This is a genomic window from Streptomyces sp. NPDC050546, from assembly GCF_044457425.1.
GTDB lineage: Bacteria > Actinomycetota > Actinomycetes > Streptomycetales > Streptomycetaceae > Streptomyces.
Genome location: NZ_JBITGX010000004.1, coordinates 403660 through 429189, shown reverse-complemented (window position 1 = coordinate 429189; position 25530 = coordinate 403660). Strand labels below are relative to the sequence as shown.

Genomic DNA, 25530 nt, shown 5'->3' with positions numbered 1-25530 from the left:
GGCGGCCCGCTTCCCCTGTGCGGGCCGCCGCCGGACGCGCAGGCCGCCCGTCCGCTCCCCACGGCGGCCGTCGCACGCACCGGGCGGTCGCAGGAAAGGACGTGGCTCCCAAGGTGGCAGCGCACCGCAAGCCCCGACAGCGCACCGCGAGCGGCAACACGGCCCGTACGGCCGCCACGATCGCGCTCGCCGGCGCGGCGACCGCGACGGGTTTCGACGGAACCGGACACGCCGAACCGCAGCTCACCCCCGGCCAGGTCAAGGCCGAGGTGGACAAGCTGTACCAGGAGGCGGAGGTCGCCACCGAGAAGTACAACGGCGCGAAGGAGAAGGCCGACGCCGCCGGAGAGCGGCTCAAGAAGCTCCAGGACCAGGCGGCCCGCAAGGAGGAACGGCTCAACTCGGCCCGCGACGCCCTGGGCTCGGTCGCCGCCGCTCAGTACCGGGACGGCGGCATCGACCCCGCCCTCCGGCTCGCCCTGTCCGACGACCCCGACCGGTACCTGGAGAACGCCGAGTTCGTCGAGCGGGCCGGCAACCGGCAGAAGTCCGCCGTCGCGGGCGTCCGCAAGCAGCTCCGGGAGATCGAGCAGCTGCGCGGGGCCGCCCACATCGAGCTGACGTCCCTGAAGTCGCGGCAGACGGAGCTGAAGCGGCACAAGAAGACGATCACCGGCAAGCTGGGCTCCGCACGGCACCTGCTGTCCCGGCTCACCGCGCAGGAACGTGCCGACCTGGGCGAAGGACCGGGCGCGAACCGCGCCTCACGCTCCTCGACGGACGCCCGCGACGCTCTGGCGGCCCCCGGTTCCGCCGCCGCGCAGGCGCCCAACGCCCGCGCGGCCGCCGCCGTCTCCTACGCCTACCAGAAGCTCGGCAGCCCCTACGTCTGGGGCGCGACCGGCCCGAACGCCTTCGACTGCTCGGGCCTCGTCCAGGCCGCGTACCGCTCCGCGGGCGTCTCGCTGCCCCGCACGACGTACTCCCAGATCGCAGCCGGCCGCCGCGTCGCCCGCTCCGAACTCCTCCCCGGCGACCTGGTCTTCTACTACGCCGGTATCAGTCACGTCGGCATCTACGTGGGCAACGGGCAGATGATCCACGCCCCGAACTCCGCGGCCCCGGTACGGGTCGCCCCGCTCGACGAGATGCCGTACGCGGGGGCGACGCGGGTGGTCTGAGGGGACCGGTCCGGGCCGCGCGTCACACCAGCCGTCGTGCCGTGGCCCACCGCGTCAGCTCGTGCCGGTTGGAGAGCTGGAGCTTGCGGAGCACCGCCGAGACATGCGACTCGACCGTCTTCACGGAGATGAACAGCTGTTTGGCGATCTCCTTGTACGCGTACCCCCGGGCGATCAGCCGCAGCACCTCGCGCTCGCGCTGGGTCAGCCGGTCCAGGTCCTCGTCCACCGGAGGCGCGTCCGTGGAGGCGAAGGCGTCGAGGACGAACCCTGCCAGCCGCGGGGAGAACACCGCGTCGCCCTCCTGGACGCGGAAGACGGAGTCGACCAGGTCCGTGCCGGTGATCGTCTTGGTGACGTATCCGCGGGCCCCGCCGCGGATCACGCCGATCACGTCCTCCGCCGCGTCCGACACGGACAGCGCGAGGAAGCGGACCGGCTGCTCGGCGTCGGCCATCAACGGGGCACAGCGGCGCAGCACCTCCACCCCACCGCCGCCCGGGAGATGCACGTCGAGGAGGACCACCTCGGGCCGGGTCGCGGTGATGACCGTGACCGCCTGGTCGACGTCCGCGGCCTCGCCGACGACCTCGACACCGGTCTGCTCGGTCTGCCCGATCTCGGCCTGGACCCCCGTACGGAACATGCGGTGGTCGTCGACGAGGACCACGCGCACCCGACGCCCTCCGGCGCCGCCGCCCGACTTCGCGGGCCCGGCCTCCTCCGCCGGTCCCGCCGTACCGTTCGCCTCGGTCGGGTCGCTCATGACGTCTTCTCCGCCCTCTCCATCTCCAGCTCGACCTCCGTGCCGCCGTCCGGCACCGCGCGCAGCCGCGCCGTGCCGCCGTGGCGCTCCATGCGGCCGATGATCGATTCTCTGACACCCATGCGGTCGGCGGGTATCGAGTCGAGGTCGAAGCCGGGGCCGCGATCCCGGACGGACACGAAGACCGTCTTCCCCTCGACCTCGGCGTAGACCTGTACGGCTCCGCCCTCGCCACCGTACTTGGCGGCGTTCACCATTGCTTCCCGTGCGGCCTGCATCTGTGCGCCGGTCCCCTCGTCGAGCGGGCAGTCCCCCACCACCACGACCTCGATGGGCACGCCGTGCTTGTCCTCCACCTCGGCCGCGTTGCGCCGCACGGCGTCGGCGAGCGTGGCGGGTTCGTCGGCCTCGTCCTTGCCGGTGCCCTCGGGCTTGTAGAGCCAGGTGCGCAGGTCGCGCTCCTGGGCGCGGGCGAGGCGGCGCACCTCGTTCACGTTCTCCGCGTTGCGCTGGATCAGGGTCAGGGTGTGCAGCACCGAGTCGTGCACATGGGCGGCGACCTCCGCGCGCTCCTGGGCACGGATGCGCATCAGACGCTCCTCGGAGAGGTCCTGCGTCATGCGCACCAGATACGGCCCGGCGAGGAGCGTTATCCCGACGAGGACCGCGAGGGCCGCCTGCAGGACGGAGCCGAGGTGGGCGGCGGAGCCCTGCAGGACGAAGATGCCGGAGACACCGGCCGTCACCAGCAGCACCCCGCCCCCCGCGCGCAGCAGCGTGACCGTGCGCCGGCGGCGGCCGACCTCGACCCAGCGGGCCCGGCGGGCGTTGTCCGCCTGCCGCCAGACCAGGGCGACGCCCGCGCCGACGAGCACCGCCGGCCACAGGTACACCCGGGCCCCTCCGCTGAGGTTCACATTGCCCACGAACACCAGGGCCACGGCGACCATGAGCAGCAGGGCCACTATCTGGCCCTTGTCGGGCTTGCGGGCGACGAGTCTGCGGCGGCCGTCGGGCGCGGTCTCCGAGGCGGCCGGCGGCTTCTGCGCGTCGACTCCGCCGACGCCGAGCGGGACGAAGAACCAGAACGCGGCGTACAGCAGCGCACCGAGGCCGTCGGCCATGAACAGGCCGACGAACACGAGCCGCACCCACACGACGGGCAGCCCGAGGTGCCCGGCGAGGCCTCGCGCCACGCCACCGAGCCAGCGTCCGTCACTGCTGCGGTAGAGCTTGCGCGGCGGCCGCGGTTCGGCGAGTGGCGCTGCTGCGGCTTCCGACATGCCATTGATGGTCACACGGCCGGAGGGCCGGAGCATCAGGGTCGACCCCGGAGACTCCCCTGATCTCCGGAGGCCGGCCCGTCGAACACCTCCCGAGCCGTTCCTCAGGGCCGATATCAGGGTCCGGCCAGGGTCGATCCGACTGCCGCCGCGGCGCCGCGCCCGTCACCATGGACCCATGACCGATCACGAGCACGCCGCGACGGGTCCGGGACCCGGCTCCGGCCCGCGCCCCGCACCGGGCGCCGGGCCGCAGGACGCCGCGCCCGCCGGCTCCCCCGCGCAAGGGCGTGCGGGCGCGGGAGAACAGGGAGGAGCCCCCGACGCGGCCGATCCGGCCGGCCCGACCGGGGAGGCGGCCCCGCCCGGCCCGCCCCACGCGTTCCGTCGCGACCGCCGCCACAAGACCCTGGCCGGCGTCTGCGCCGGGCTCGGACGGCAGTGCGACCTGGACCCGGTGATCTTCCGGATCACGCTCGCGGTGCTCTCCGTCACCGGCGGCATCGGCCTGCTCTTCTACGGCTTCGTCTGGCTCCTCGTCCCGTACGACGACGAGGACGAGAACGAGGTGCGCAAGCTGCTGACCGGACGCGTCGACGGCCAGGCCCTGACGGCCGTGCTGTTCGCGCTGGTCGGCTGCGGGGTGTTCCTGACCCTGCTGAACAACGGCGGAGTGCTGACCTTCGCCTTCGTCCTCTCGATACTTCTGGCCGGATCCGGATACTGGTCACGCCAGCGCGGCGCCCCCAGCCCCGACCCGCTGGCCGCCCAGGCCGCCGCCGACGCACCGCCCGAGCCCCAGGCACCGCCGGCCCTGGTCACCTCTCCCTCCTGGTGGCGCGACCCCATCGTCAAGGACGGCACCCACATCGGCGGCACGGGCTACCTGTGGGGCCCCCGCGACCCCCGCGGCCCGGACGTCACGGCAGCCATCAACATCGGGCTCGGCATCCGGGCCGGCGGCCGCCAGGACATACCCGTCCCGGGCAGCCGGCCGCCCGAGCCGCGCGGCCCCCGCTGGATCGGCGGCTGGGTCTTCCTGCTGGCCCTGCTCGCCGGTGCCCTGGGCACCGACCTGACCTGGGACGAGCACCCGCTGGGCACCAGCCTGCAGACGGGTCTGTCCTGCGCGCTCGCCGTCCTGGGCCTGGGCATAGCCGTCAGCGCCTTCCTGGGACGGACCGGGGCGGGCTCGATCCTCCTGGCGATCATCACGGCCGGACTGCTCGCCGCCTCGGCGGCACTACCCAAGGACATCGGCACCCAGTGGGCCCGCACGACCTGGCGGCCCGCCACGGTGGCGGACGTACGGCAGCAGTACGAACTGGGCACCGGCGTCGGCACCCTCGACCTGACCGGGCTGGACGTGGCAAGGAGACAGACCGTGACGACACGCGCCGACGTGGGCATCGGCCGGGTGAAGGTGCTCGTGCCCGAGGACGTGACGGTGCGGCTGAGCGTCGACGTGGGGCTCGGCGACCTCCAGCTGCCGGGCGACGACACGAAGGACGTGGACGTGAAACCGGACCAGCGGAAACAGATCACCCTCTCCCCCGCCAAGGGCGTCGAGAGGTCCGGCACCATCGACCTGGACCTCCAGGTCGGCATGGGACAGGCGGAGGTGACCCGTGCTGCGTCATGAGCCCCGGCCCGGAAAGCTGGTCGCCGGTGTCGTCCTCGTTCTGACGGGCGTCCTCTACGCCGGTGACGCCGGCGGCGCCTGGGACACTCCGTGGTTCGTCGCGATCCCCCTCGTCACGGGCGGACTGTGCCTGGCCGGCGCGGTGGCGTTCCTGACGGGCCGACTGCGCCGACGCCGCACGACGGGGCGTACCGCCACCGACTAGCGCCCGCCGGGGCTCCAGGCCACCTGTGCCCCGGGCCCCGGGCTCCGGCCCCCGGGCTCCGACTCCCTGGCCCGGCTACCGGTACTCCCGCCTCTGCCGTCGTCGTGACCTCAGGGCGGCGTCCACGGACAGCAGGGGCGCACCCGCCAGGACGAGGGGGGTCCAGGCCATGAGGTAGGCGAGGTCGTTGCCGTAGTAGTACGGATCGGAGGCCCAGCTCACGGTCAGCCACAGGCTGAGGGAGATCAGCGCGCCGCCGAGTGCGGCCAGTCGGGCGAGCACACCGAGCAGGGTGCCGATGCCGACGGCCAGTTCTCCGAAGGCGATGGCGTAGCCGAAGCCGACCGGGCTCTTCAGGGAGAGGTCCACCAGGGCGGGAATGGCGGAGGAGTCGCGGACGGCGCGCATCATGTCGCCGATCGACCCGGCGCCGGAGTCCTTCATGAAGGCGCTGTCAGTGATCTTGTCCAGGCCGGCGTAGATGAAGGTGACGCCGAGGAAGATGCGCAGAGGAAGGAGGGCGTAGCGGCCGGCGGTGTCCCGCCAGCCTCCGTCGCCGCGGAAGTGGGGGGAGCTCGTGTCCGTTCGCATACTGTGAGTCATCGCTGCTAGCCGCCTCTCGCCGCCGGTGCCGAGACCCCCTCAACAGACCATACGTACGACAAACAGACCGCGCTCAACCCTGTATGTCCCCAATTTTTGCCCGACCGCCCGAGTCGGCGGGCAACCGTCACTCCGTCACATCAACCGCGTACCGATTCGTCTCCACCCCGGCCGCCGTGACCACCTGCACGTCCACACGCCCCGGTTCGACATCCGCCGGCACCGGCACCGTCAGCAGCGTGTCCGCCGGGTTGCTGAAGCCACCGGGTACCGGTACCAGCGGGACGTGGACGTGCACGGCACCCACCCGGACGACCATCCGGGCCAGCCGGTCGGCCCCCTGCGCACCCGGCGGCACGAACCCGGCACCCCGGATCTCGATGTCGTCGCCCGTGCGGATCGGCCCGTCGAGGTCGCCCGCCTCCCGGGCCCGGACGACGGAGAGGATGACCGGCCGGCCGCCCTCCGCGTACTTGCCGGCCAGATAGGTCGCCGCCGACACCAGGACCACGACCGCCAGCCCCCACGGCAGATCCGGCAACTGGTCCGGGCGCCTGGCCAGCCGCACCGCCGCGAAGACCAGCGCGACACCGCTGATGACGACGTACTGGATGTCGGCGAAGGTGCCCCGGCCCGCGTCGTCGGTCAGCAGGTCGGCGGCGCGCGGCCGGTCGGCGCGGACCTTCTGCAGCCGCTGCCCGAGCACCCGCAGCCCGACCACCCGCCGTACGAGCACCGCGATCCCGCACACCACGGCGAGCACGGTCACGACCCCGGCGCCGCGGGCGAGTTCCAGCCCGGAGATCAGCGTGTCCCGTTCCCGGTGCCGGGAGGCGGCCGCCAGCCGTCCCGCCAGGACGAGCACCGCGTAGGCCACGAACAGCACCCACGCCGCGGCGACCGTGCGGGAGGTGGACAGGCGGTTGTCCTCGCCGATCACGGGCGCCAGCGCACCGCCCTTCGACCGGTGGAACCAGGACGCGGCGGTCACCGCACCGGCCACCACCAGCGCCGCGGCCAGCCCGGCCGTACGCGCCGCCGTCCAGCCCGCACCGACCGCGGTGAGGCACTGCCCGAGCAGCAACAGCACGACGGCCGCCCACACCACACCCGCGGTACGGGGCCACAGGCCCGTCAGCCAGGACCGGCCCTCGGCCCGGCCGCGCTCGGCGACGAGTTCCGCGGACTGCGCCAGTTCCTCCGAGACCCACTGCCGGGAAGCGGAGGCGGAGTGGGCCACCGCGGCCGGCAGCCCCTGCCCGGCCGCGAACTCGTCGCGCCTGCGCAGGAACGCGGCGACGGCCCGCCGGTGTCCCTCACGCGCCCCGTGCGGACAGTCCCCGCAGGCGCACCCGCCTTCGTGAGCCCCTCCGTAAGCACTGCCGTAAGCACTGCCGTAAGCACTGCCGTAAGCACTGCCGTAACTACTGCCGTGAGTACTGCCATGAGCACTGCCGTGGCCGTCGGCGTACCCGCTCACGGGCCCACCGGCGTACCGGCCCGCATACGCACCCGCATCCGTGTACGCCCCCGCATCCGCGTACCCACCGGCCTCCGCGCCGCCCTGTCCCTCGCGCACCGCCACGCCCGACGCCCGCCTTCCCGCGACCCAACCACCGTCGGCCTTCCGGACCCCGGAAACACCGCTGTACAACTCCCCTGCGACGACAGCGAATTGTGCCCTACACCAGCCGGTTCACGTCCGCTCGGTCTGGTCAACACGAGTGAACTTCGGCGTGCCGTGTTGACCTGACTGGGAGAATTCCCCTATGGCCGAGATCATCCAGCGTGACGGGACCTGGGCCTTCGACGGCGACACGGTCCGGATCACCCCCGGTCTGCACCGCTCCGTGCCGCTGTTCCGGCAGACGTACGGAGAGATCGCCGTGCCGCTCGAAGCGGTCTCGAGTGTCGTCCTGGAACCCGAACGCAGGCACGGACGGCTGCGGTTGCGGCTGCGGGAGGGTGCCGACCCCCTGCTCCAGGCGACCGGCGGGCGGCTGCCCGACGCGGCCGATCCGTACCGGCTGACGGTGGACGCAGACCGGACGGGGGTCGCCGAGTACGTCGCCGAGGAGATCCGCCGCGCGCTGCTCCTCGACCGGATTCCGAAGGAGCCGGCGAAGGCCTATCTACTGCCCGGCCCGCCGGTCCCGGTCTCGGTCCGTTCGTCCGACGGGACGGTCTCCTTCGACGGCACCCGGGTACGGATCGACTGGGCCGACACCTCCGAGCGGGTCAAACGCGCCACCGGCCCGCGGATCATCACCCTGGGCGACCTGGCCCGGGTCGAGTGGCTGCCGAACTCCGGCCACGAGGACGGTCTCCTGCGCTTTGTGACCCGCGAGACGGTGTTCTCGAAGCTGCCGCCGGAGAAGGACCCGTACGCCCTGGATCTGTGGGGCAGCGCCCGCCGCGATCTGCTCACGGCGCTCGTCGCCACGGCGGTCACGGCCCGGCTGCCGCACCCGTCGACGGACGCCGAGCACCAGTCGGACGCCCACCGCCCGGCATCCGCCGTGCCCCCGGCCTCCGAGCACCACGACGTACTGCTGCGCCGCCTGCGCGAACTGGGCCGGCTGCACCGGGACGGGGTGCTCACGGACGAGGAGTTCGCGATGACGAAGGCGGTGGTGCTCCGCGGCTTCTGACACCGGTGGCGCACCACGCCCCACAGCCGTCTAGCTCAGCAGATCCGGCTCGCTCCGGCTGACGTCCTGCCACATCGGCTGGTAGTTGATCCACGCCACCAGGTCGCCGCCCAGCTGCTCCCGTGTCGCCACCGCCATCCGGTGGTCGATGCGGACCGGCCGCCCGGCCGCCTGCGCCGTCAGCTGCACCTGGCAGGACCGCTCCATCGACACGAACCACCAGGCCGCCGCGTCCACCGAGTCGCCGACGGTCAGCAGGCCGTGGCTGCGCAGCACGAGTGCCTTGCGGGAGCCGAGTTCTGCCGCGATGCGCCGCCCCTCCTCGGCATCGACGGATACGCCGGTGTAGGTGTCGTAGAGGGTGTGGTCCTCGTAGAAGGCGCAGCTCTCCTGGGTGATCGGTTCCAGCAGTTCGCCGAGGGCGGCGAGCGCCCGGCCGTGCACCGAGTGGCAGTGGGCGACGGCGACCACGTCGGGGCGGGCGGCGTGCACCTGGGCGTGCACGGTGAACGCGGCCTGGTTGACGTGGTAGCGGCCCTCGACGACCTGGCCGTCCTGGTTGGCGAGCACCAGGTCGCTCACGGTGACGTGCCGGAAGGGCAGTCCGAACGGGTTGACCCAGAAGCAGTCGGTGTACTCCGGGTCTCGGGCCGTGATGTGTCCCGACACACCGTCCTCGAAGCCGAGCCGCCCGAAGATCCTCAGGGCGCCCGCGAGCCGTTCCTTGCGGTGCCGGCGTTCGTCCTCCACCGACTCGTGCATGGGCGGCATCGCGAACCGCAGCCGGTCGGTGGGCAGCGGCAGGGGCGGGGTGGGCCCGTGCATAGGTCCTCCAGCGCTGTTTCTTCGTACGGGCGGAAGCTACCGCCGGTCGGGGCGGGATGAACAGAACCGTTTCGTAAAGATGGAACGAGCGCCCCTGAGAGCACCCTGTGCGCACCCTTGTGCCCCCGGTCTCCCCTACCCCACGAATAGCCGACAGAGGATGTCGGATTTCGGCGCCACACTCTCCGTATGACAGCGAACTGGGCGGCTCTCGCGACCGCCGAACCGGACCTGGCCGACACGGTCGAGAAGCGCTTCGGCGCCTACACCCACCACGTCCTCGCCACTCTCCGCAAGGACGGTTCGCCCCGCACCAGCGGCCTCGAGGTGCGGTTCCTCAACGGCGAGCTGTGGCTCGGCATGATGCCGGGCTCGCTCAAGGCCCACGATCTGCGCCGCGACCCGCGCTTCACGCTCCAGGCGAACCCCGGGGAGGGCACGGGCATGGGCGGCGGGGACGTCCGGATCAGCGGCCGGGCGATCGAGGTCGACGACGCGGAGACCAAGGCCGGATACGTCGAAGAGGTGGAACCGCCGGAGCCGTTCCACCTCTTCCGCACCGAGCTGACGGAGGTCGTGAGGACCTACGTCGAGGACGACACATACCTCGTCGTCCAGGTCTGGACGCCCGGCGAGCCCCTGCGCACGGTCAAGCGCACCTAGGCACGGGGGGTCACTCCCACTCGATCGTCCCCGGCGGCTTCGAGGTCACGTCGAGGACGACGCGGTTGACGTCGCGCACCTCGTTGGTGATCCGGGTCGAGATCTTCGCCAGGACGTCGTACGGCAGGCGCGACCAGTCGGCCGTCATGGCGTCCTCGGACGAGACGGGGCGCAGCACGATCGGGTGGCCGTACGTGCGGCCGTCGCCCTGGACGCCCACGCTGCGGACGTCCGCGAGCAGGACCACCGGGCACTGCCAGATGTCCCGGTCGAGGCCGGCCGCCGTCAGCTCCTCGCGGGCGATGGCGTCGGCCTCGCGCAGCAGGTCCAGGCGCTCCTTGGTGACGTCGCCGACGATACGGATACCGAGGCCGGGGCCGGGGAACGGCTGGCGCTGGACGATCTCGTCCGGCAGTCCGAGCTCCTGGCCGACCATCCGGACCTCGTCCTTGAACAGCTGGCGCAGCGGCTCGATCAGCTGGAACTCGAGGTCCTCGGGCAGGCCGCCCACGTTGTGGTGGGACTTGATGTTGGCCGTGCCGGTGCCGCCGCCGGACTCGACCACGTCCGGGTAGAGGGTGCCCTGGACGAGGAACTCCACCGCCGGGCCCTGGTCGGCGATGATCTCGGCCTGGGCCTGCTCGAAGACCCGGATGAACTCACGGCCGATGATCTTCCGCTTCTCCTCGGGGTCGGAGACCCCGGCGAGCGCCTTGAGGAACCGCTCCTCCGCGTCCACGACCTTCAGCTGCACGCCGGTCGCGGCCACGAAGTCCTTCTCGACCTGCTCGGTCTCGCCCTTGCGCATCAGGCCGTGGTCGACGTACACGCAGGTCAGCTGGGAGCCGATGGCCTTCTGGACCAGCGCCGCCGCGACCGCGGAGTCCACACCGCCGGACAGCCCGCAGATGGCGCGCCGGTCACCGACCTGCTCGCGGATCGCGGCGACCTGCTCCTCGATCACGCTGCCCGTGGTCCAGGACGGGGTCAGGCCCGCGCCCCGGTAGAGGAAGTGCTCCAGCACCTGCTGCCCGTGCGTGGAGTGCATCACCTCGGGGTGGTACTGGACGCCGTAGAGCTTCTTCTCGTCGTTCTCGAAGGCGGCTACGGGCACGACGTCCGTGGAGGCCGTGACGGAGAAGCCCTCGGGGGCGGCGGAGCAGGCGTCGCCGTGCGACATCCAGACGGCCTGCTCGGCGGGGGTGCCCTCGAAGAGGGTGGAGGACGACTTGGAGACGTGCAGGCCGGTGCGGCCGTACTCGCGGGCTCCGGTGTTGTCGACGGTGCCGCCTAGGGTCCGTGCCATCAGCTGGAAGCCGTAGCACATGCCGAAGACGGGGACGCCGGCCTCGAAGATCGCGCGGTCGAGGCTCGGGGCGCCTTCCTCGTAGACCGACGAGGGACCGCCGGAGAGGATGATCGCCGCGGGGTTCTTGGCGAGGATCTCCTGGACCGGCATGGTGCTCGGCACGATCTCGCTGTAGACCCGCGCCTCGCGGACACGACGGGCGATGAGCTGGGCGTACTGCGCGCCGAAGTCGACGACCAGAACGGTGTCGGGGGCGTTCGCAGCGGGAGTCGCTGATGACACGGGGTGCCTTCCGGCGGTGGGGCGGGGGTCTTGTGCCACCCGATTCTACCGAGGTGCTCGTGGGGAGCGTCCCGCCCACGGACAGTCCGGGCTCCGGCACCCGTGTCTCACCATGCGAACCGTTCGGACACCCGCTTGGACACCGTGCCGCCCCGGGGCATACTGGGCGCCATGCTCACGCACCAGACCTTCCGCTTTACCTATGGCATCCGGCCCGCCGGCTGCCATGGTCGTGCTGCTTGAGCAACTGACAAGCGACTTCCCAGGCGCCCCGGGCCGACAAGGCCCGGGGCGTCTGTCGTCGTCCGGGCCTTGCCGCTCCGGGGCACCCCCAGACGACGAGGAGCCCCTCCCATGACCGTTCCCACCACCACCGACGTGACCGGCGCCCGCACCCCCGAGGCCGCCGAGGTGATCACCGGCGCGCGTGAGCGGATCGACGCGCTCGACGACCGGATCATCGGCCTGATCCAGGAACGGGTGGCCGTGTCGGCCGTCATCCAGGAGGCGCGGATCACCTCCGGGGGCCGGCGCGTCAACCTCTCCCGCGAGATGGAGGTGCTCGGCCACTACAGGGACGCGCTGGGCAAGCCGGGCACGGCCCTGGCGATGACCCTGCTGGAGCTGTGCCGGGGCAAGATCTGAATCCGCCGAGATCTGAATCCGCCGGAGGAATCCGCGTTCCTGGGACAGACGTACGCACCCCTCTCACCCGTACGGCGCGTGACCGCCCCCGGGCCCCCTCGTTGGTCTCGTTGTCCGTGCCAGCCAGGGGCGGGCCCGAAAGAACCACGCGTGGCTCACTGGAGCGATGAGACGTACGGATCGTGCCGTGCGTCGTGGGACCTCGCTCCAGGGAAGTGACCGGACGGCAGGGGACAGCAGCCCGGTCACCCAAGAGAACGGACGGCTCCGGGGACGCCCGGGGCCGCCCGGCGGAGACTGCCAGAAGTCGAGACCAGCGGCGCAACCCCCCGGCGCCGCTTCCAGGCACCGGCGCTGCCCTGACGTCGGTGCTGACGAGAGGAAGGGCCCCGCGGCTCCACCCCGCGGGGCCCTTCGCTCATGGCCCATGCTTGAGCGACACCCGCTCAGGTGCGGGTCACCGTCCCGCAGTCGTGGCCGTCGTCGAGGCTCCTGCTGCGGTCGTACGGGTCCGTCGTCGGGCCGGTGGGGTCGGGGCCCTTGTCCTCGCTCGACGGGAACTCCGGGTGCAGATAGCCGTCGTTGACGTCGCAGGCGGTGTTGCCGACCTCCTCGTCGTACTCCCGGACGATCAGCCGGCCCTCGGTGGCGCGGTAGCGGGCGGGGTCGGCGAGTTCGACGTCGAGGACCCTGCGCACGATCGTGCGGGTGACCTCGGTCGATCCGTCGGCGCGCATGACGGGGTAGACGAAGGTGTAGTCGGCGCGCACCGCGACCCCCGCGTGCGAGCCCTTCGCGAACGTCATACGCCCGCGCGTCTTGATCACGTCACCGACCGGTCGTATCTCGTCGGGGTCGAAACGGCTGAACATCGTCAACGGGTCGTGCTTGTCGCTCGGGGAGCGCAGGGCGGTGTTCAGGTCGTCGAGGAGCCCCGGCTGCTTGGGGTCGAGCACGGAGAGCGCGGCCTCGGGGCGCTCGCCGCGTACCGTCGCCGGGTCGAGGTTGGCGGCGATCAGCAGCTTCCTCGTCAGCTTCAGCGCCTGTTCCACGCGGTCCTTCGGGACCGGGCCGACGGCCTTCGCCTCGGGCAGGACGATGCCGGCCTCGCCGTCGGCCCAGCGCAGCGCCGGGGAGCCGGCGAAGGGCTCGTCCAGGGTGGGGGTTTCGGGGTCCGACGCCCCGGGCGCGGTGGTGGGCGCCGCCGTCTCGGCGGGCAGGGAGGAGGCCTCGCCCGCCCCGGACTCACCCGTGCCGAAAGGGTCACCGGGCAGCAGCGACGGCTTCAGGGCCACCACGGTCACGGCGACGGCGACCGCAACACCGAGAACGGTCCACAGCGTGCGGCGGCGGCCCGCCCGGCGGTTCGTCTCCGGCGGCACGGGGCCGGTACGCCAGCCCGGGGGCGATTCACCCCGCTCCTCCTGCCGGCGCAACCGCTCGGTCACCATGCGCGCCCGCGCGGACGGCTCCTTCGGGGCGGAGCCGCGGGTGTCCCGTTCGGCGTCGCGGATGAACTGTTCCCAGACATCGTCGGGGATCTCGGAGGCCGACGACTGATCATCGGACGGTTTGTCAGACACGAGCGTCAGTTCTAGGCGTTCGGCAAGCGCCTTCACAAGAAGGTCATGGATGTGACTCAGCCCACATAAAAATCCTGTGAAGGCCAGCACAACCATTCACAGGTTTCACGGATCAAACCTTCAGAACCACGGGCACTCCCGCGCCCCACACGCGGAGGCCTCCCCCAACGTTCGTACCGCGCCCTGCGGTACGCCGGACTCTCCGAGGTCTTCATGAAGCTTCGCCGCGCCATGGCAGCAGCGGCCGCTACGGCGGTCATAGCCCCGGTGGCACTGCTCGCGGCACCGGCCGCGTACGCGACCGACGAAACGACGCCGACTCCGAGCGCGTCCGTGAGCGAGTCCGCTCCCGAGACGTCCCCCTCGCCGTCGGCGAGCGAGTCCACGCCCGAGACGACGCCGACTCCGAGCGCCTCCGCGAGCGAGTCCTCCCCGGAGACGACGCCCACGCCGAGCGCCTCCGCGAGCGAGTCCTCCCCGGCGCCCTCCGCGTCCGAGCCCGAGGAGTCGGAGTCCCCCGACCCCGAGCCCTCGGTCTGCGAGGACACCAAGGTCGACGTCAGCATCAGCGGTCTGCCCGGCAAGATCGCGGCGGGCAGCGGCTGGCACAAGTTCTCGCTGAACGTGCTCAACAACTCCGACTCCACGCTGAACGACCTCGACTTCTTCGCCGGCGCCTCCGCCGACAAGAACGGCGAGGACCTGTTCACCAGCAAGCAGGTTCAGCTCCAGGCCTGGGACCCCCAGGACAAGATCTGGGTCGACCTCAACGAGGGCGGCCTCGCGGTCGGCTACGTCGGCTACACCGACGAGCTGAAGCCCGACTACGAGGTCAACATCCCGCTGCGCCTCAGCGTCAGCAAGTCCGCCCCGGTCGGCGCCGGCTTCTCGCTCGGCGCGACGATCTACGGCGACAACGACGCCGAGTGCACCGGCTTCGGCCAGATCTCCTACAAGTTCCAGATCGTCTCCGCCGGTACGGACACCGGTGGCACCAAGCCGCAGGAAGGCGGCAAGGCGCCCGTCACCGACGAGAAGCCGAAGGGCACCACGCCGGAGGTCACCGGCAGCCTCGCCGAGACCGGCTCCAGCTCCGCCCTGCCGATGATCAGCCTCGTCGGCGGTGCCGCGGTCGTCGCCGGTGCCGGTGCGATCTTCGTGGTGCGTCGCCGCAAGGCCGGTGTCCAGGCCTAAGGCGCCAGAGCTTTACGCAAGACGAAGAGGGACCTGCGCTCGGAGGGGGGCGCAGGTCCCTCTTCTGTGTGCCGGCTCGGTCACTTCTTCGGCGGCACCGCCGGCATGCCCAGGAACGGCAGCCGCAGTGCGCCGAACGCGTCCGCCGGGACCGCCGGGGACTTGGGCTCGACCGGCTGGAGACGTTCGTAGGCCGCGCCCTGCTTCGGCCTGAGGTCGGGCTCGCCCTTGTTGGGCCAGTACGACATCGCCCGCTCGGCCTGGGCGGTGATGGTGAGGGACGGGTTGACGCCCAGGTTGGCGGAGACCGCGGCGCCGTCGACCACCGAGATGCCGGAGTGGCCGTAGAGGCGGTGGTACGGATCGATCACGCCGGTCTCGCGGGAGGCGCCGATGGGGCACCCGCCCAGGAAGTGGGCGGTGAGCGGGGTGCCCATGAGTTCGCCGACGTTGGAGCCCGCGAAGCCGTTGATCTCGGCGGCCAGGGCCGAGGCGCTCTCCGTGGCGGCCTTGATCTGCTTGGGGTTGGGGGCGCCGTGGCCCTGGCGTGCGGTGAGCAGGCCCCGGCCGGCGCCCGACGGTTTCAGATACGTCGTCAGGGAGTTGTCCAGCGACTGCATCACCAGGCCGATGATGGTCCGTTCCGACCAGCGGCGGTTGGACAGGGAACGCAGCACCAGCAAGGGGTGCTTCGCCGCGTTGGCGAGGAAGCCCAGGACCCGCGAGGTGCCCGAGCCGCCGCCGGCGTAGGGGACCTGGAGGATGGACAGGCCGCCCATCGAGTTGGAGCCCTTGCCGTAGCGGACCGGCTCGATATGGGTGTTCTCGTCGGGGTGGATCGAGGACGTGATGGCCACGCCCCGGGTGAAGTCGGCCTTCCGGCCGCCGTGGGCCTTTCGGTAGCGCCGGTCGTCGGTCTGGGCGCCGACCAGGGCCTCGGAGTTGGTGCGGGTCAGCTCGCCCAGCTTGTCTGAGATGTACGGCAGCTGTCCGCCCGCCTTCATGCGGTGCAGTAGCGTCTGGGTGCCGTAGGTGCCGGCGGCGAGGACGACCCGGCGGGCCGTGTAGGTGCGGCCCTTCGCCTTGCGGCGGTCGTCGGTGGGGAGCGTGGCGACGGCGTACCCGCCGCGCGAGTCGTCGGTGACGGAGACGACCGTCGTCAGCGGGTGGACGACGGCGCCGGCCTTCTCGGCCAGGTGCAGATAGTTCTCGTTGAGGGTGTTCTTCGCGCCGTGGCGGCAGCCGGTCATGCACTCGCCGCACTCCGCGCAGGCCCTGCGGGCCGGGCCCGCGCCGCCGAAGTACGGGTCGGGCACCTCCTGGCCCGGCTTCGCCTTCGCCGTGCCGTCGGCGTCCTCGCCGTCGCCGAAGAAGACGCCGACCGGGGCGAGGTGGAAGGAGTCGCCGCAGCCCATCTTCTCCGCGGCGGCCTTGAGATGGACGTCGGACGGGGTCATGGTCGGGTTGAGCCGTACGCCCAGCATGCGGCGGGCCTGGTCGTAGTACGGCTTCAGCTCGTCCTGCCAGTCCGTGATGTCACGCCACTGCGGGTCCTCGAAGAACGGCTTCGGCGGGACGTAGAGGGTGTTGGCGTAGTTGAGGGAGCCGCCGCCGACGCCCGCGCCCGCCAGGACCATGACGTTGCCCAGCAGGTGGATGCGCTGGATGCCGTACATGCCGAGTTTCGGCGCCCAGAGGTAGTTCTTGAGGTCCCAGGAGTTCTTGGGGAGGGAGTCGCGGGTGAAGCGGCGGCCGGCTTCCAGGACGCCGACCTTGTAGCCCTTTTCGGTGAGGCGCAGGGCGGTTACGGAGCCGCCGAAGCCGGAGCCGACCACGATGACGTCGTAGTCGTAAGCGTCCTTTGGCACGTGCCGTCTCCCCTTTGAGTGTGCAGTGCGGGTGCTCTGTGGTTGCTCGCGCAGTTCCCCGCGCCCCTGAAAAGAAGGCCGGTTACCGGAACCTCAGTGCCTTCATCAGGCGGAGGCTGCGGCTCATGAACTGGGCGTACTTCTCGTCGTCCATGCCGAGGGAGGGGGCCATCGGGAGGACCCTCTGGTGGGCGACCGTCTGGGCCTCGGTGTACTTGAGGATGCCCTCGGAGCCGTGGCGGCGGCCGAGGCCCGAGTCCTTCATGCCGCCCATGGGCGACTGGACGCTGCCGTACGCGGGTGCGTAGCCCTCGTTGATGTTGACCGTGCCGGTGCGCAGCCGGGCGGCGACCTCCTGGCCGCGGCGGGCGTTCTTCGTCCAGACCGAGGAGTTCAGGCCGTACGCCGTGGCGTTGGCGCGCTCGATGACCTCGTCCTCGTCCTTGAAGCGGTAGACCGAGACGACCGGGCCGAAGGTCTCCTCGGCGCAGACGGACATCTCCGTGCCGACCCCGTCGAGGATCGTGGGCTCGAAGAAGTACGGGCCGATGTCCGGGCGGGCCGTACCGCCGGCGAGGACCTTCGCGCCCTTGGACACCGCCTCGTCCACGTGCCGCGTGACGGTCTCCAGCTGGCGTTCGCCGACCAGGGAGCCCATGTCGGCGCCGTACGCCAGCGACCTGCCGAGGCGCATCGTCCTCGTACGGGCGGCGAAGCGCTCCAGGAAGGCGTCTGCCACGGACTCGTGGACGTAGAGCCGCTCGATGGAGATGCAGAGCTGGCCGGCGGAGGAGAAGCAGGCGCGTACGGCCCCGGCCGCCGCCTTCTCGATGTCGGCGTCCTCCAGCACCAGCATGGCGTTCTTGCCGCCGAGTTCGAGGGAGACGCCGACCAGCCTGGCGGCGGCGCCCTGGGCGACCTCGCGGCCGGTGCGGGTGGAGCCGGTGAAGGAGACGTAGTCGGCGTGCCGGACGACCTCCGGGCCGACGACCGGGCCGTCGCCGAGGACGACCTGGAAGACATCGGCGGGCAGTCCGGCCTCGATGAGCAGGTCACGGGCCCACAGGGCGGTGAGGCAGGTCTCCGTGTCCGGCTTCATGACGACCGCGTTGCCCGCGACGAAGGCCGGGATCGCGTCGCCGACCGACAGCTCCAGGGGGTAGTTCCAGGGGGCGATCTGGCCGATCACACCGCGCGGGTGGCGCAGCTCGGTGACCTTGGTGAGGGTCGGCATGGCACCGGCGTGCCGCTTCGGCCGCAGGTAGGAGGGGGCCTTGCGGCCGTAGTGCCGGGCGGCGACCGCGACGGCCTGGACCTCCTCGTGCGCGTGCAGCCGGGCCTTGCCGGTCTCCAGCTGGATCAGGTCGAGCACCTCGGCCTGGCGCTCCAGCACCAGGTCGTGGAAGCGCAGCAGGACGGCGGCGCGCTGCCGCAGGGGGGTCCGCGCCCACACGGCCTGGGCGGCGCGGGCCAGTTCGAAGGCCCGCGCCACGTCCTCGGGCGTCGACTCGGGGAGATCGGCCAGCTTCTCCCCCGTGAACGGCGTGTGGTTGGCGGTGCGACCGGAGCCGACCACGCCCTTGGTGAGCTGGGCGACCAGCTCTGGGGTGACCACATCGGCGGCGGTGCGGGCGCCCTCCGGGGCGGGGGCGAGGGGGTTCGTGCCGGTCTGTGCCGTGCCGGGCTTCTCCGGGGCGTGCGCGTCCGTCATGAGCCGCAGGGTATGCCTCGGCGGAGGCTTTGGGTACCCGTCGGTAATACGGCTTCACCGAGTGCACACACGACGCCAGTGGCTGCTGGCAACAAACGCCCTGATCAGGGCGTTGTGCGGTGACAGTCGGTGTAATTCAGCCTTTTACGATCCCGAGCCGATCCCCAGCCGGTCGCGGGCGCCCTGGAACACCGAGGTGCCTTCCTCCTCCTCCGGCGTGCCCCTGGACATGTCGACGCGCAGTTCGTACATGCGGTCGTCTCCGGTGCGGATCAGCACGCGCATGACCCGTCTGGGACCTTCGTCGGCGTGGTAGGCCGTGTCGGCGAGGGCGGCCTCGTGGCCCTGGACGCCGGTGCGGGTGTACCGCGTGTCCCCCTGGACGACGGGTGCCTTCCGGGCCTGGTCCAGCGGGGAGCCCGGGGCCCGGTCCCAGAGGAGGAGGCGGACCTGGACCGTGCCGCCCCGTTCGTCGCCGTAGAGCACGGTGCGGGGCTGGTCGGTCGCGCTGCCGGTCCGGTCGAGTTCGCGGTAGTGGCGCGGGAGATGGAGTACGGCCGCCAGGTCCGGATCGTGGTGCGGGGTCCAGGTGTCCGTCGTGTCGGCGGTCTGTTCAGCGCTCTCCGCGGTGCCGGCGCCGTCGAGGTGGGTGGCGGCGCCCAGGCCTCCGGCGAGCAGTGCGCTGAGGAGGGCGAGGGGGGCGGGGCGGAGGAGGCTGTGCCGTTTCGGCGACTCCGGTGGTGCGGCGGTCGCGTCCGGGCGCGGTCCCGGGCCGGGGCCAGGGCCGAGGCCGGGGCCGGGGCCGGGGCCGGGGCCGGGGCCGGGGCCGGGGCCGGGGCCGGGGCCGGGGCCGGGGCCAAGGCCGAAGCCGGGGCCAGCGCCGGGGCCCGGGCCGTCCGCCGGCTCCTGTACGTCTTCGGCCTCCTGGTTCCCGGCGGGTATCTCCGCGACGGGCTCGAGGGGTGGTGGTCCCGCCACGGCCTCCAGCTCCTTCGCGACCTCCTCGGCGTCCGGCCGCAGTCGGGGTTCCGGCAGGAGCAAACGGCCGATCAGCGGCCCGAGCGGCCCGGCCTGCTCCGGCCCGGGAGGCTCGGCGGCCCGGATCGCGGCGAGTGTGGCCTCCGGCGTGGTCCGGCGGAACGGGGACGAGCCCTCCACGGCGGCGTACAGCAGTGCACCCAGGGACCACAGGTCGGACGCGGGCCCGGCGGTACGGCCGGACAGCCGCTCGGGGGCGACGAACTCCAGCGAGGCGGCGAACTCCCCGTCGTCCGCGGGGGATTCCCCGCCGACCGTGTGGGGCTCCCCGCCGGTCGCGAGGGATTCCCCGCCGACCGTGTGGGGCTCCCCGCCGGTCGCGAGGGACTCCCCACCGGCCGTGTGCGGCTCTCCACCAGCCGTGTGCGGCTCTCCACCAGCCGTGTGCGGCTCCCCACCAGCGGTGTGAGGCTCCCCACCAGCCGTGCGGGACTCCCCGCCAACCCCGCGGGACTTCCCACCAGCCGCGAGGGACTCCCCGCCTCCCGCAAGGGACCCCTCGCCCTGGACATGGGCGATGCCGAAGTCCGTGAGGACGACGCGCCGGTCGGGGCCGAGCAGGACGTTGGCGGGCTTCACGTGCCGGTGCACGATGCCGACGGAGTGCGCGGCGCGCAGGGCGCCGAGGACGGCGAGGCCGATCCGGGCCGCTTCGCGCACCTCGACGGGGCCGCGTCGGAGCGTCTCATGCAGGGACTCGCCCTGGACCGACTCCATGACGATCCAGGGGAGTCCGTCGAGCGCCTCGGCCGCGTCGAGCTCGTCGGGGCCCGCAGGGCGCAGGCCCTCGTCCGGCCGCTCCGGCTCGACGACCACGTCGTGGATGGTGAGGGCCGCGGGATGGTCGACGCGGGCGGCGGCCCGGGCCTCACGATGGAGCCGGTGGGCCGCGCGCCGGTGGCTCTCGTCCTGGGGGCCGCCCGGCAACCGGGGCTGCCTGACGGCGACTTCACGCTGGACGAGCTCGTCGCGGGCCCGCCAGACGGTGCCCGTCCCGCCGGAGCCGATGCGCTCGATCAGCCGGTAACGTCCACCGATCAGCCGGCCCTGAGCGTCCGTCCCGCCCCCGTCGTTGCTCATGCCCCATCAGTACCGTGCGGGGCGGGCGGTTGTCGACGCGGGGGCTTTCCAGGGGTGTTGGAGGCGCGGGTTCAGGTCCCGTCGATGTCCAGGTTCGCGATCGCCGTGCTCGCCACCTCACGCCCGCGGTCGGTGAAGTCGCCCTTGCCCGGGTAGCTGACGGTGAGCTTGTACATGTCGCCGCCGGGTGTCCCGTAGTAGAACATCCGGAGCTCGCGGGGGCGGGGGTTCTCGCTGTCGTCGGTGTCGTAGACGACGGTGTTCTCGGCGGCCTTCTTGCCCCTGTACGTCGTCACCTTGGGGTTCGTCCTCGGGTTCTCCGGCATGTCCAGGTCGTAGCTGCCGCTCTCCTTGAACCCGCTGTCGTCGTCGTACATCTCGGCGGCCGCGGAGCCCGCGATGTTGCGGCCGGTGTCCTCCGCCTTCTTGTAGAGGGTCAGGCCGATCCAGATGCTGCCGCTCCAGTCGGTGTACGTCACCCAGTGCCCCTGGTCCCTCTCCCGGTCGGGCACGGTCCGGCGGTACTCGTCGGGGACCGCGAGCGACGCGGCGAGGCTCTTCTCCTGCTTGGTCCCCCAGCCGTCGGGCAACGGCCCGGCGAACGGATCCGCGATCACCAGGTACGCCGTCACCGCCGCCGCCACGACCACCGCGCCGAGTCCGGCCCACGCCCCGCGGCCGAGCCGGAAGCCCCGGCTGCCGGTGCCCTGGCCCGGGCCCCGCACGACCTGGGTGGGCCGAGCGGCGGGCGGGTTCGCGGCCGCCTCCAGCCGGGCACGCACCTGCGCGGCGTTCGGACGACGGGCCGGGTCCTTGTGCAGCAGCCCCGTGATGACCTCGGCGAGCGGGCCCGGGGCGGAGGCGGGCGGCGCGGGCGTGGCGTTGAGGACGGACTGCAGTGTGGCGGGGGTGTTGCTGCGGCGGAACGGCGAGACGCCCTCCGTCGCCGCGTACAGCACCACGCCCAGGGACCACAGGTCGCTGGCCGGGCCCGGGCGCTGGCCCAGCACCCGCTCCGGCGCGATGTACTCGGGCGAGCCGACGAAGCCGCCGGTGTCGGTCAGGCTGGTCTCGCCCTCGACCTGGGCGATGCCGAAGTCCGTGAGGACGACCCGGTCGTAGCGGCCGAGCAGCACGTTGTCCGGTTTCACATCGCGGTGCAGGATGCCCGCCGCGTGCGCGGCCTCCAGCGCGCCGAGCACCTCAAGGCCGATCCGGGCCGCCTCGCGCGCGGACAGGGTGCCCTCCTGGAGCGCGTCGCCCAGCGACCGGCCCCGCACCAGCTCCATCACGATCCACGGCTGGTCGTCCACGACCGCCACGTCGTGGACGTCGACCACCGCCGGATGGTCGAGCCGGGCCGCGGCACGCGCCTCACGACGCATCCGCTCGAAGGCATTGGCGCGTTCGCGCTCGGGAAGATGATCCGGGACGCGGGGCTCCTTGACGGCGACCTCCCGGTCCACCGTCTCGTCCTCGGCCCGCCACACCGTGCCCATGCCGCCATGACCGAGCTTGGCGATCAGCCGGTAACGCCCGGCGATGAGCCGCCCGGCACCAGGATCCTCGTCCGCTGCCGTCGCCGTCGGCGCCGCGGCCGCCGACCGGGGCGGCACGACCTGGGTGGGCGTCGCGTACGGGTTGCCCGGTACCGGCGCCGGTGGGCTGGGAGGTTGCAGAACGAAACTCGTCGGCTCATCGGCCCCGGATCTGGATCCCCCGTCGCTGCTCATGAGGTCATCCATATCGCGCCAAGCGCTTACGTATCCACCAATGCCGCGAACCGGTCACAGACCCGTGACCCTGGCCGAGGGCTTATCTCCCGTTTGTACCGGTAGGAGAGCTGACCGGAGTGGTCGTGGGTGCGGGGACGCTCGGGGACGAGGGCCGGGGCGTGGGCGTCCCGGGAGCCGAACTCGTCGGTGTGGAGCCGCCTCCCGGCTCGCCGCTGTCGTCCATGAGCAGCGCCGCCGCTGACACTCCCGCCCCCGCCATCGCGGCGACCAGCAGCGCGGCCACGAGCACCCTCCGGGTGGGCTGCCGCATCAGCTGTTCGGCGAGCCGGCCGGGTGCGGGCATGCCCGCCGGCGGCATGAACGGCTGCCGGCCGGCGGCGTCCTGCGCGGTGCCGGGCGGCCGTCCGCCCGGTGTGTCCCGGACCGTCGGCACGTACCCGGGCGGCGGCGCCTCCGGCGTCCGGCCCGTGTCACGAAAGGCCCGCAGCATCCGCTCCGCCCGGTCCGCGTCCAGCCGCCGGTCCGGATCGCGTTCGAGCAGGCCCTGTACGACGGGCAGGAGCGGCCCGGCCTGCGCGGGTGGCCGGATCTCGGCGGCGACGACCGCGTGCAGGATGCCGCCCAACGAGTCGCGGCGGAACGGCGACTCACCGCTGAGGGCCGCGCACAGCAGCGCGCCCAGCGACCACAGGTCGGACTCGGGCCCGGTCCTGGCCCCCGACATCCGCTCGGGCGCGGTGTACTCGGGCGAGCCGACGAAGGAGTTGTTCTCGGTGAGGGTGGGGGCGCCCGCGACCTGGGCGATGCCGAAGTCGGTGAGGACGACCCGGTCGGTTCCGGCCTCCAGCAGGACGTTCGCGGGCTTGAGGTCCCGGTGCAGGACCCCGGCCGCGTGCGCCGCGCGCAACGCGCCGAGCAGGTCGATGCCGATGCGCGCGGCCTCGGCCGCGTCGACCGGGCCCCGGGCCGCGACCCGGTCGGCGAGCGAGCCGCCCTCGATCAGCTCCATGACGATGTACGGGCGTTCGTCGTCCTCGACGACGTCGTGCACGACGATGATGTGCGGATGGCTCAGCTGGGCGACGGCCCGGGCCTCGCGCAGCGTACGGTCCCGCTGCCGACGGGCCTCCGCCGCGGAGAGCGTCTCGTCGTAGGGGAGCTCCTTGACGGCCACGCCCCGGCCGAGCAGCTGGTCGGTCGCCCGCCACACCACGCCCATGCCACCGCGCCCGAGTCTCTCCTCGAACCGGTAGCGGCCCGCGATGACACGCGTGTTGTGCCCCTCGGTCCCCATGCGGCAATCATGCCCCACCGGACGGATCGGCTCCGGGGCGGCGCTCGCGGGTGGCCGAAACAGACGGCCCGCGTCAGCAGGGCTCTGTGCCGGCGGGCCCCTGCGTCAGCAGGGCTCTGTGCCGGCGGGCCCCTGCGTCAGAAGGGCTCTGTGCCGGCGGGCCCCCGCGTCAGGAGGTCTTCTCCTGCCAGCCCTGGAGCAGCGAGGTGAACTGCTTGCGCGCCTTCGCCCAGTCCTTCGCGGGCGACGACATGTAGAGCGCGTACTCAGTGCCGTCGCGGGCGACGTACGTCTCCTCGATGGCACGGCGCGGGCCAGGAAACGGGGTGTCCTTCGCCCGCGCCGTCCAGGTGTACTCCCACAGGGCGCCGCCCCGGTCACGGTAGACGTTGCGCTCCAGCGTGATCCGCTTGTAGTCGGCCAGATCCTTGATCTGCTGCTCCAGGTCGAGCTGGTGCGCGTACGGGTCGCCGAAGTCCGGGGAGGTGTCGACGGCGATGCGCACGAAGTGCCGTCCGCCGTCCGGCGTGTAGTCGATCTGCTTGAGTTCGCCCTGCGGACCGAAGGGCTTGCGCTTCCAGCCCTTGGGCAGGGAGAGGCTGAAACCCGCGGGGTCGTCGTGGCGGACCCAGCTGTCGGGAGCCGATCCCCCGGGCTGCTGGGTGCTCGTGGGATCCGCTGACGCGGAGGCCCCGCCCGGCGTCTGCCGGCCCTCGTTCCACTGCTGGAGCACCACGGCGGTGGTCCCGCCGATGATGGCCGCGAGGGCGACGACGAGGGCGAGCGTACGAAGCCTGCGGCGCCGGCCCGAACCGGTCCGCTGCGGCCCGGCCCCCTGCGGACCCGTCGCCGTCGGACCGACCGTGGTGGGACCGGTCGTCGGATGGCCGGCGACGGGGGTCCCGGACGACGGCGTCCCGGGTGCCGGGGCACCGTTGGCGGGGGTACCGGCCAGCGGCGGGAGCGGCGTCCGGGTGTGCGACCCGGAGCCGGTGCCGGACATGCCCGGCCCGGTCGAGCCCGTACCCGGACCGGTCATGCCCGTGCCCGCCGTGCCCGTGCCGCTGTGGACGTCCCGGTACGGCGTCCCCCCGTACTGCGTCGGGACATACGCCTCCGCCCCGCTCGGCCGCCGCCCCTCCGCCGCCTCGGCGAGCATCTGCTCGGCCTCGGACGCGCCCGGCCGGGTGGCCGGATCCTTGCGCAGCAGGGCGGTGATGACGGGCGCGAGCGGACCGGCGTGCTGCAGCTGGGCGGCCTCTTCCTCGACCACCGCCTGCATGGTGGTCAGCGGTGTGGTGCGGCGGAACGGCGACCGGCCCTCCACCGCCGTGTAGAGCGTCGCGGCGAGCGCCCACAGGTCGGAGGACGGGCCCGGGTCGTGGCCGCGCACCCGCTCGGGCGCCAGGTAGTCGACGGAGCCGACGACCTCGCCGGTCCGTGTGATGGTCGTGTCGCCCTCGATCTGGGCGATACCGAAGTCGGTGAGCAGGACGCGCCCGTCCCGGCCGAGCAGGACGTTGCCCGGCTTGACGTCGCGGTGCAGGACACCGGCGGTGTGCGCGGCGCGCAGGGCCCGCAGCACCCAGAGGCCGACGCGTGCCGCCTCGCGCGGCTCGACGCGCCCCTCCTCCTTGACGGCGTCGGCCAGCGAGCGGCCCTCGACCAGCTCCATCACGATCCACGGGCGGCCGTCGTGCTCCAGCACGTCGTGCACCGTGACGACCGCCGAGTGGTTGATCCGCGCGGCCGCCCGCGCCTCCGCCCGGGTGCGCGCCAGGAGGATGGCCTGTTCGCTCTCGGAGACGTAGAGGGCTGCCGTCAACTCCTTGATGGCGACGGACCGGTGCAGCACCTCGTCATGGGCGCGCCACACCCGGCCCATGCCGCCGCTGCCGATGGAGTCGGCGAGCCGGTAGCGGCCCGCGACGAGCTGGCCCTGCATCTGATTCACGTTGCCCCGCAATGGTC

The 25530-nt window shown here is 72.5% G+C and carries 20 protein-coding genes; 7 read left to right on the top strand and 13 right to left on the bottom strand.

The window, feature by feature from the left end; genetic code table 11:
• Nucleotides 1-113 precede the first annotated feature (113 nt).
• On the top strand, nucleotides 114-1181 hold the full coding sequence (locus ACIBK5_RS12985; RefSeq protein ID WP_399019198.1) for an NlpC/P60 family protein: 1068 nt from the start codon (nucleotides 114-116) through the stop codon (nucleotides 1179-1181).
• A gap of 22 nt (nucleotides 1182-1203) precedes the next feature.
• Here the strand turns inward: ACIBK5_RS12985 and ACIBK5_RS12980 are convergent, their stop codons facing one another.
• Both ACIBK5_RS12980 and ACIBK5_RS12975 read right to left on the bottom strand, forming a co-directional pair.
• Nucleotides 1204-1947 (bottom strand): LuxR C-terminal-related transcriptional regulator, encoded by a 744-nt coding sequence (locus tag ACIBK5_RS12980; protein ID WP_399018943.1) that lies wholly within the window; start codon nucleotides 1945-1947, stop codon nucleotides 1204-1206.
• Nucleotides 1944-3230, bottom strand: coding sequence for a PspC domain-containing protein (locus ACIBK5_RS12975; RefSeq protein WP_399018941.1), 1287 nt, complete (start codon nucleotides 3228-3230; stop codon nucleotides 1944-1946). The genes ACIBK5_RS12980 and ACIBK5_RS12975 overlap by 4 nt, the downstream gene beginning before the upstream one ends.
• Nucleotides 3231-3408: 178 nt before the next feature.
• Here ACIBK5_RS12975 and ACIBK5_RS12970 point away from each other — a divergent pair, with 178 nt between their 5' ends.
• Both ACIBK5_RS12970 and ACIBK5_RS12965 read left to right on the top strand, forming a co-directional pair.
• The gene (locus ACIBK5_RS12970; RefSeq protein ID WP_399018939.1) at nucleotides 3409-4872 is read left to right on the top strand and encodes a PspC domain-containing protein; all 1464 of its coding nucleotides are present in this window, start codon (nucleotides 3409-3411) and stop codon (nucleotides 4870-4872) included.
• Nucleotides 4859-5077 carry a hypothetical protein gene (locus tag ACIBK5_RS12965; protein ID WP_399018937.1) on the top strand — a complete coding sequence of 73 codons (219 nt, stop codon included), beginning with the start codon at nucleotides 4859-4861 and terminating at the stop codon, nucleotides 5075-5077. The genes ACIBK5_RS12970 and ACIBK5_RS12965 overlap by 14 nt, the downstream gene beginning before the upstream one ends.
• A gap of 75 nt (nucleotides 5078-5152) precedes the next feature.
• On the opposite strand, the gene ACIBK5_RS12960 is transcribed toward ACIBK5_RS12965, so the two are convergent.
• Together ACIBK5_RS12960 and ACIBK5_RS12955 are read right to left on the bottom strand one after the other, a co-directional pair.
• A complete protein-coding gene (locus ACIBK5_RS12960) occupies nucleotides 5153-5680 on the bottom strand; it encodes a DoxX family protein (RefSeq protein ID WP_399018936.1) in 528 nt (175 codons plus the stop codon).
• Nucleotides 5681-5807: 127 nt separating this feature from the next.
• Entirely contained in the window at nucleotides 5808-7265 is a 1458-nt protein-coding gene (locus ACIBK5_RS12955) for a hypothetical protein (RefSeq protein ID WP_399018934.1), read from the bottom strand.
• 184 nt (nucleotides 7266-7449) lie between these two features.
• On the opposite strand from ACIBK5_RS12955, the gene ACIBK5_RS12950 reads away from it, so the two are divergent.
• Nucleotides 7450-8331, top strand: coding sequence for a DUF4429 domain-containing protein (locus ACIBK5_RS12950; RefSeq protein WP_399018932.1), 882 nt, complete (start codon nucleotides 7450-7452; stop codon nucleotides 8329-8331).
• Between the two features lie 30 nt (nucleotides 8332-8361).
• On the opposite strand, the gene ACIBK5_RS12945 is transcribed toward ACIBK5_RS12950, so the two are convergent.
• On the bottom strand, nucleotides 8362-9156 hold the full coding sequence (locus tag ACIBK5_RS12945) for a class II aldolase/adducin family protein (protein ID WP_399018930.1): 795 nt from the start codon (nucleotides 9154-9156) through the stop codon (nucleotides 8362-8364).
• Between the two features lie 189 nt (nucleotides 9157-9345).
• Here ACIBK5_RS12945 and ACIBK5_RS12940 point away from each other — a divergent pair, with 189 nt between their 5' ends.
• Nucleotides 9346-9819 (top strand): pyridoxamine 5'-phosphate oxidase family protein, encoded by a 474-nt coding sequence (locus ACIBK5_RS12940; RefSeq protein ID WP_399018928.1) that lies wholly within the window; start codon nucleotides 9346-9348, stop codon nucleotides 9817-9819.
• A 10-nt stretch (nucleotides 9820-9829) separates the two neighbouring features.
• Here ACIBK5_RS12940 and guaA read toward each other — a convergent pair whose 3' ends face one another.
• A complete protein-coding gene (guaA, locus tag ACIBK5_RS12935; RefSeq protein WP_399018926.1) occupies nucleotides 9830-11410 on the bottom strand; it encodes a glutamine-hydrolyzing GMP synthase in 1581 nt (526 codons plus the stop codon).
• A 354-nt stretch (nucleotides 11411-11764) separates the two neighbouring features.
• Between guaA and ACIBK5_RS12930 the strand changes: the two genes are divergently transcribed.
• The gene (locus ACIBK5_RS12930) at nucleotides 11765-12055 is read left to right on the top strand and encodes a chorismate mutase (RefSeq protein ID WP_399018924.1); all 291 of its coding nucleotides are present in this window, start codon (nucleotides 11765-11767) and stop codon (nucleotides 12053-12055) included.
• 446 nt (nucleotides 12056-12501) lie between these two features.
• Here ACIBK5_RS12930 and ACIBK5_RS12925 read toward each other — a convergent pair whose 3' ends face one another.
• Nucleotides 12502-13638, bottom strand: coding sequence for a hypothetical protein (locus tag ACIBK5_RS12925; protein ID WP_399018922.1), 1137 nt, complete (start codon nucleotides 13636-13638; stop codon nucleotides 12502-12504).
• Nucleotides 13639-13851: 213 nt separating this feature from the next.
• Between ACIBK5_RS12925 and ACIBK5_RS12920 the strand changes: the two genes are divergently transcribed.
• Complete coding sequence (locus ACIBK5_RS12920) at nucleotides 13852-14832, top strand: LAETG motif-containing sortase-dependent surface protein (RefSeq protein ID WP_399018921.1); 981 nt, start codon at nucleotides 13852-13854, stop codon at nucleotides 14830-14832.
• Nucleotides 14833-14912: 80 nt separating this feature from the next.
• On the opposite strand, the gene ACIBK5_RS12915 is transcribed toward ACIBK5_RS12920, so the two are convergent.
• The 6 genes from ACIBK5_RS12915 to ACIBK5_RS12890 form a co-directional block, all read right to left on the bottom strand.
• Nucleotides 14913-16700, bottom strand: coding sequence for a GMC family oxidoreductase N-terminal domain-containing protein (locus tag ACIBK5_RS12915; RefSeq protein ID WP_399018919.1), 1788 nt, complete (start codon nucleotides 16698-16700; stop codon nucleotides 14913-14915).
• 82 nt (nucleotides 16701-16782) lie between these two features.
• Nucleotides 16783-18411, bottom strand: coding sequence for a succinic semialdehyde dehydrogenase (locus tag ACIBK5_RS12910; protein ID WP_399018917.1), 1629 nt, complete (start codon nucleotides 18409-18411; stop codon nucleotides 16783-16785).
• Nucleotides 18412-18555: 144 nt separating this feature from the next.
• Nucleotides 18556-20529, bottom strand: a complete 1974-nt coding sequence (locus ACIBK5_RS12905) for a serine/threonine-protein kinase (RefSeq protein WP_399018915.1) — start codon at nucleotides 20527-20529, stop codon at nucleotides 18556-18558.
• A gap of 71 nt (nucleotides 20530-20600) precedes the next feature.
• A complete protein-coding gene (locus tag ACIBK5_RS12900) occupies nucleotides 20601-22262 on the bottom strand; it encodes a serine/threonine-protein kinase (protein WP_399018913.1) in 1662 nt (553 codons plus the stop codon).
• A gap of 82 nt (nucleotides 22263-22344) precedes the next feature.
• Nucleotides 22345-23559 carry a protein kinase gene (locus tag ACIBK5_RS12895; protein ID WP_399018911.1) on the bottom strand — a complete coding sequence of 405 codons (1215 nt, stop codon included), beginning with the start codon at nucleotides 23557-23559 and terminating at the stop codon, nucleotides 22345-22347.
• Between the two features lie 169 nt (nucleotides 23560-23728).
• Nucleotides 23729-25504 carry a serine/threonine-protein kinase gene (locus ACIBK5_RS12890; protein WP_399018910.1) on the bottom strand — a complete coding sequence of 592 codons (1776 nt, stop codon included), beginning with the start codon at nucleotides 25502-25504 and terminating at the stop codon, nucleotides 23729-23731.
• Nucleotides 25505-25530: the final 26 nt, after the last annotated feature.

Coding starts and splice junctions, on each gene's coding strand:
- ACIBK5_RS12980 (WP_399018943.1), bottom strand. CDS start 1,947: ATGAGCGACCCGACCGAGGCGAACGGTACGGCGGGACCGGCGGAGGAG.
- ACIBK5_RS12975 (WP_399018941.1), bottom strand. CDS start 3,230: ATGTCGGAAGCCGCAGCAGCGCCACTCGCCGAACCGCGGCCGCCGCGC.
- ACIBK5_RS12970 (WP_399018939.1), top strand. CDS start 3,409: ATGACCGATCACGAGCACGCCGCGACGGGTCCGGGACCCGGCTCCGGC.
- ACIBK5_RS12960 (WP_399018936.1), bottom strand. CDS start 5,680: ATGACTCACAGTATGCGAACGGACACGAGCTCCCCCCACTTCCGCGGC.
- ACIBK5_RS12950 (WP_399018932.1), top strand. CDS start 7,450: ATGGCCGAGATCATCCAGCGTGACGGGACCTGGGCCTTCGACGGCGAC.
- ACIBK5_RS12945 (WP_399018930.1), bottom strand. CDS start 9,156: ATGCACGGGCCCACCCCGCCCCTGCCGCTGCCCACCGACCGGCTGCGG.
- ACIBK5_RS12940 (WP_399018928.1), top strand. CDS start 9,346: ATGACAGCGAACTGGGCGGCTCTCGCGACCGCCGAACCGGACCTGGCC.
- ACIBK5_RS12930 (WP_399018924.1), top strand. CDS start 11,765: ATGACCGTTCCCACCACCACCGACGTGACCGGCGCCCGCACCCCCGAG.
- ACIBK5_RS12920 (WP_399018921.1), top strand. CDS start 13,852: ATGAAGCTTCGCCGCGCCATGGCAGCAGCGGCCGCTACGGCGGTCATA.
- ACIBK5_RS12910 (WP_399018917.1), bottom strand. CDS start 18,411: ATGACGGACGCGCACGCCCCGGAGAAGCCCGGCACGGCACAGACCGGC.
- ACIBK5_RS12905 (WP_399018915.1), bottom strand. CDS start 20,529: ATGAGCAACGACGGGGGCGGGACGGACGCTCAGGGCCGGCTGATCGGT.
- ACIBK5_RS12900 (WP_399018913.1), bottom strand. CDS start 22,262: ATGAGCAGCGACGGGGGATCCAGATCCGGGGCCGATGAGCCGACGAGT.
- ACIBK5_RS12895 (WP_399018911.1), bottom strand. CDS start 23,559: ATGGGGACCGAGGGGCACAACACGCGTGTCATCGCGGGCCGCTACCGG.
- ACIBK5_RS12890 (WP_399018910.1), bottom strand. CDS start 25,504: ATGCAGGGCCAGCTCGTCGCGGGCCGCTACCGGCTCGCCGACTCCATC.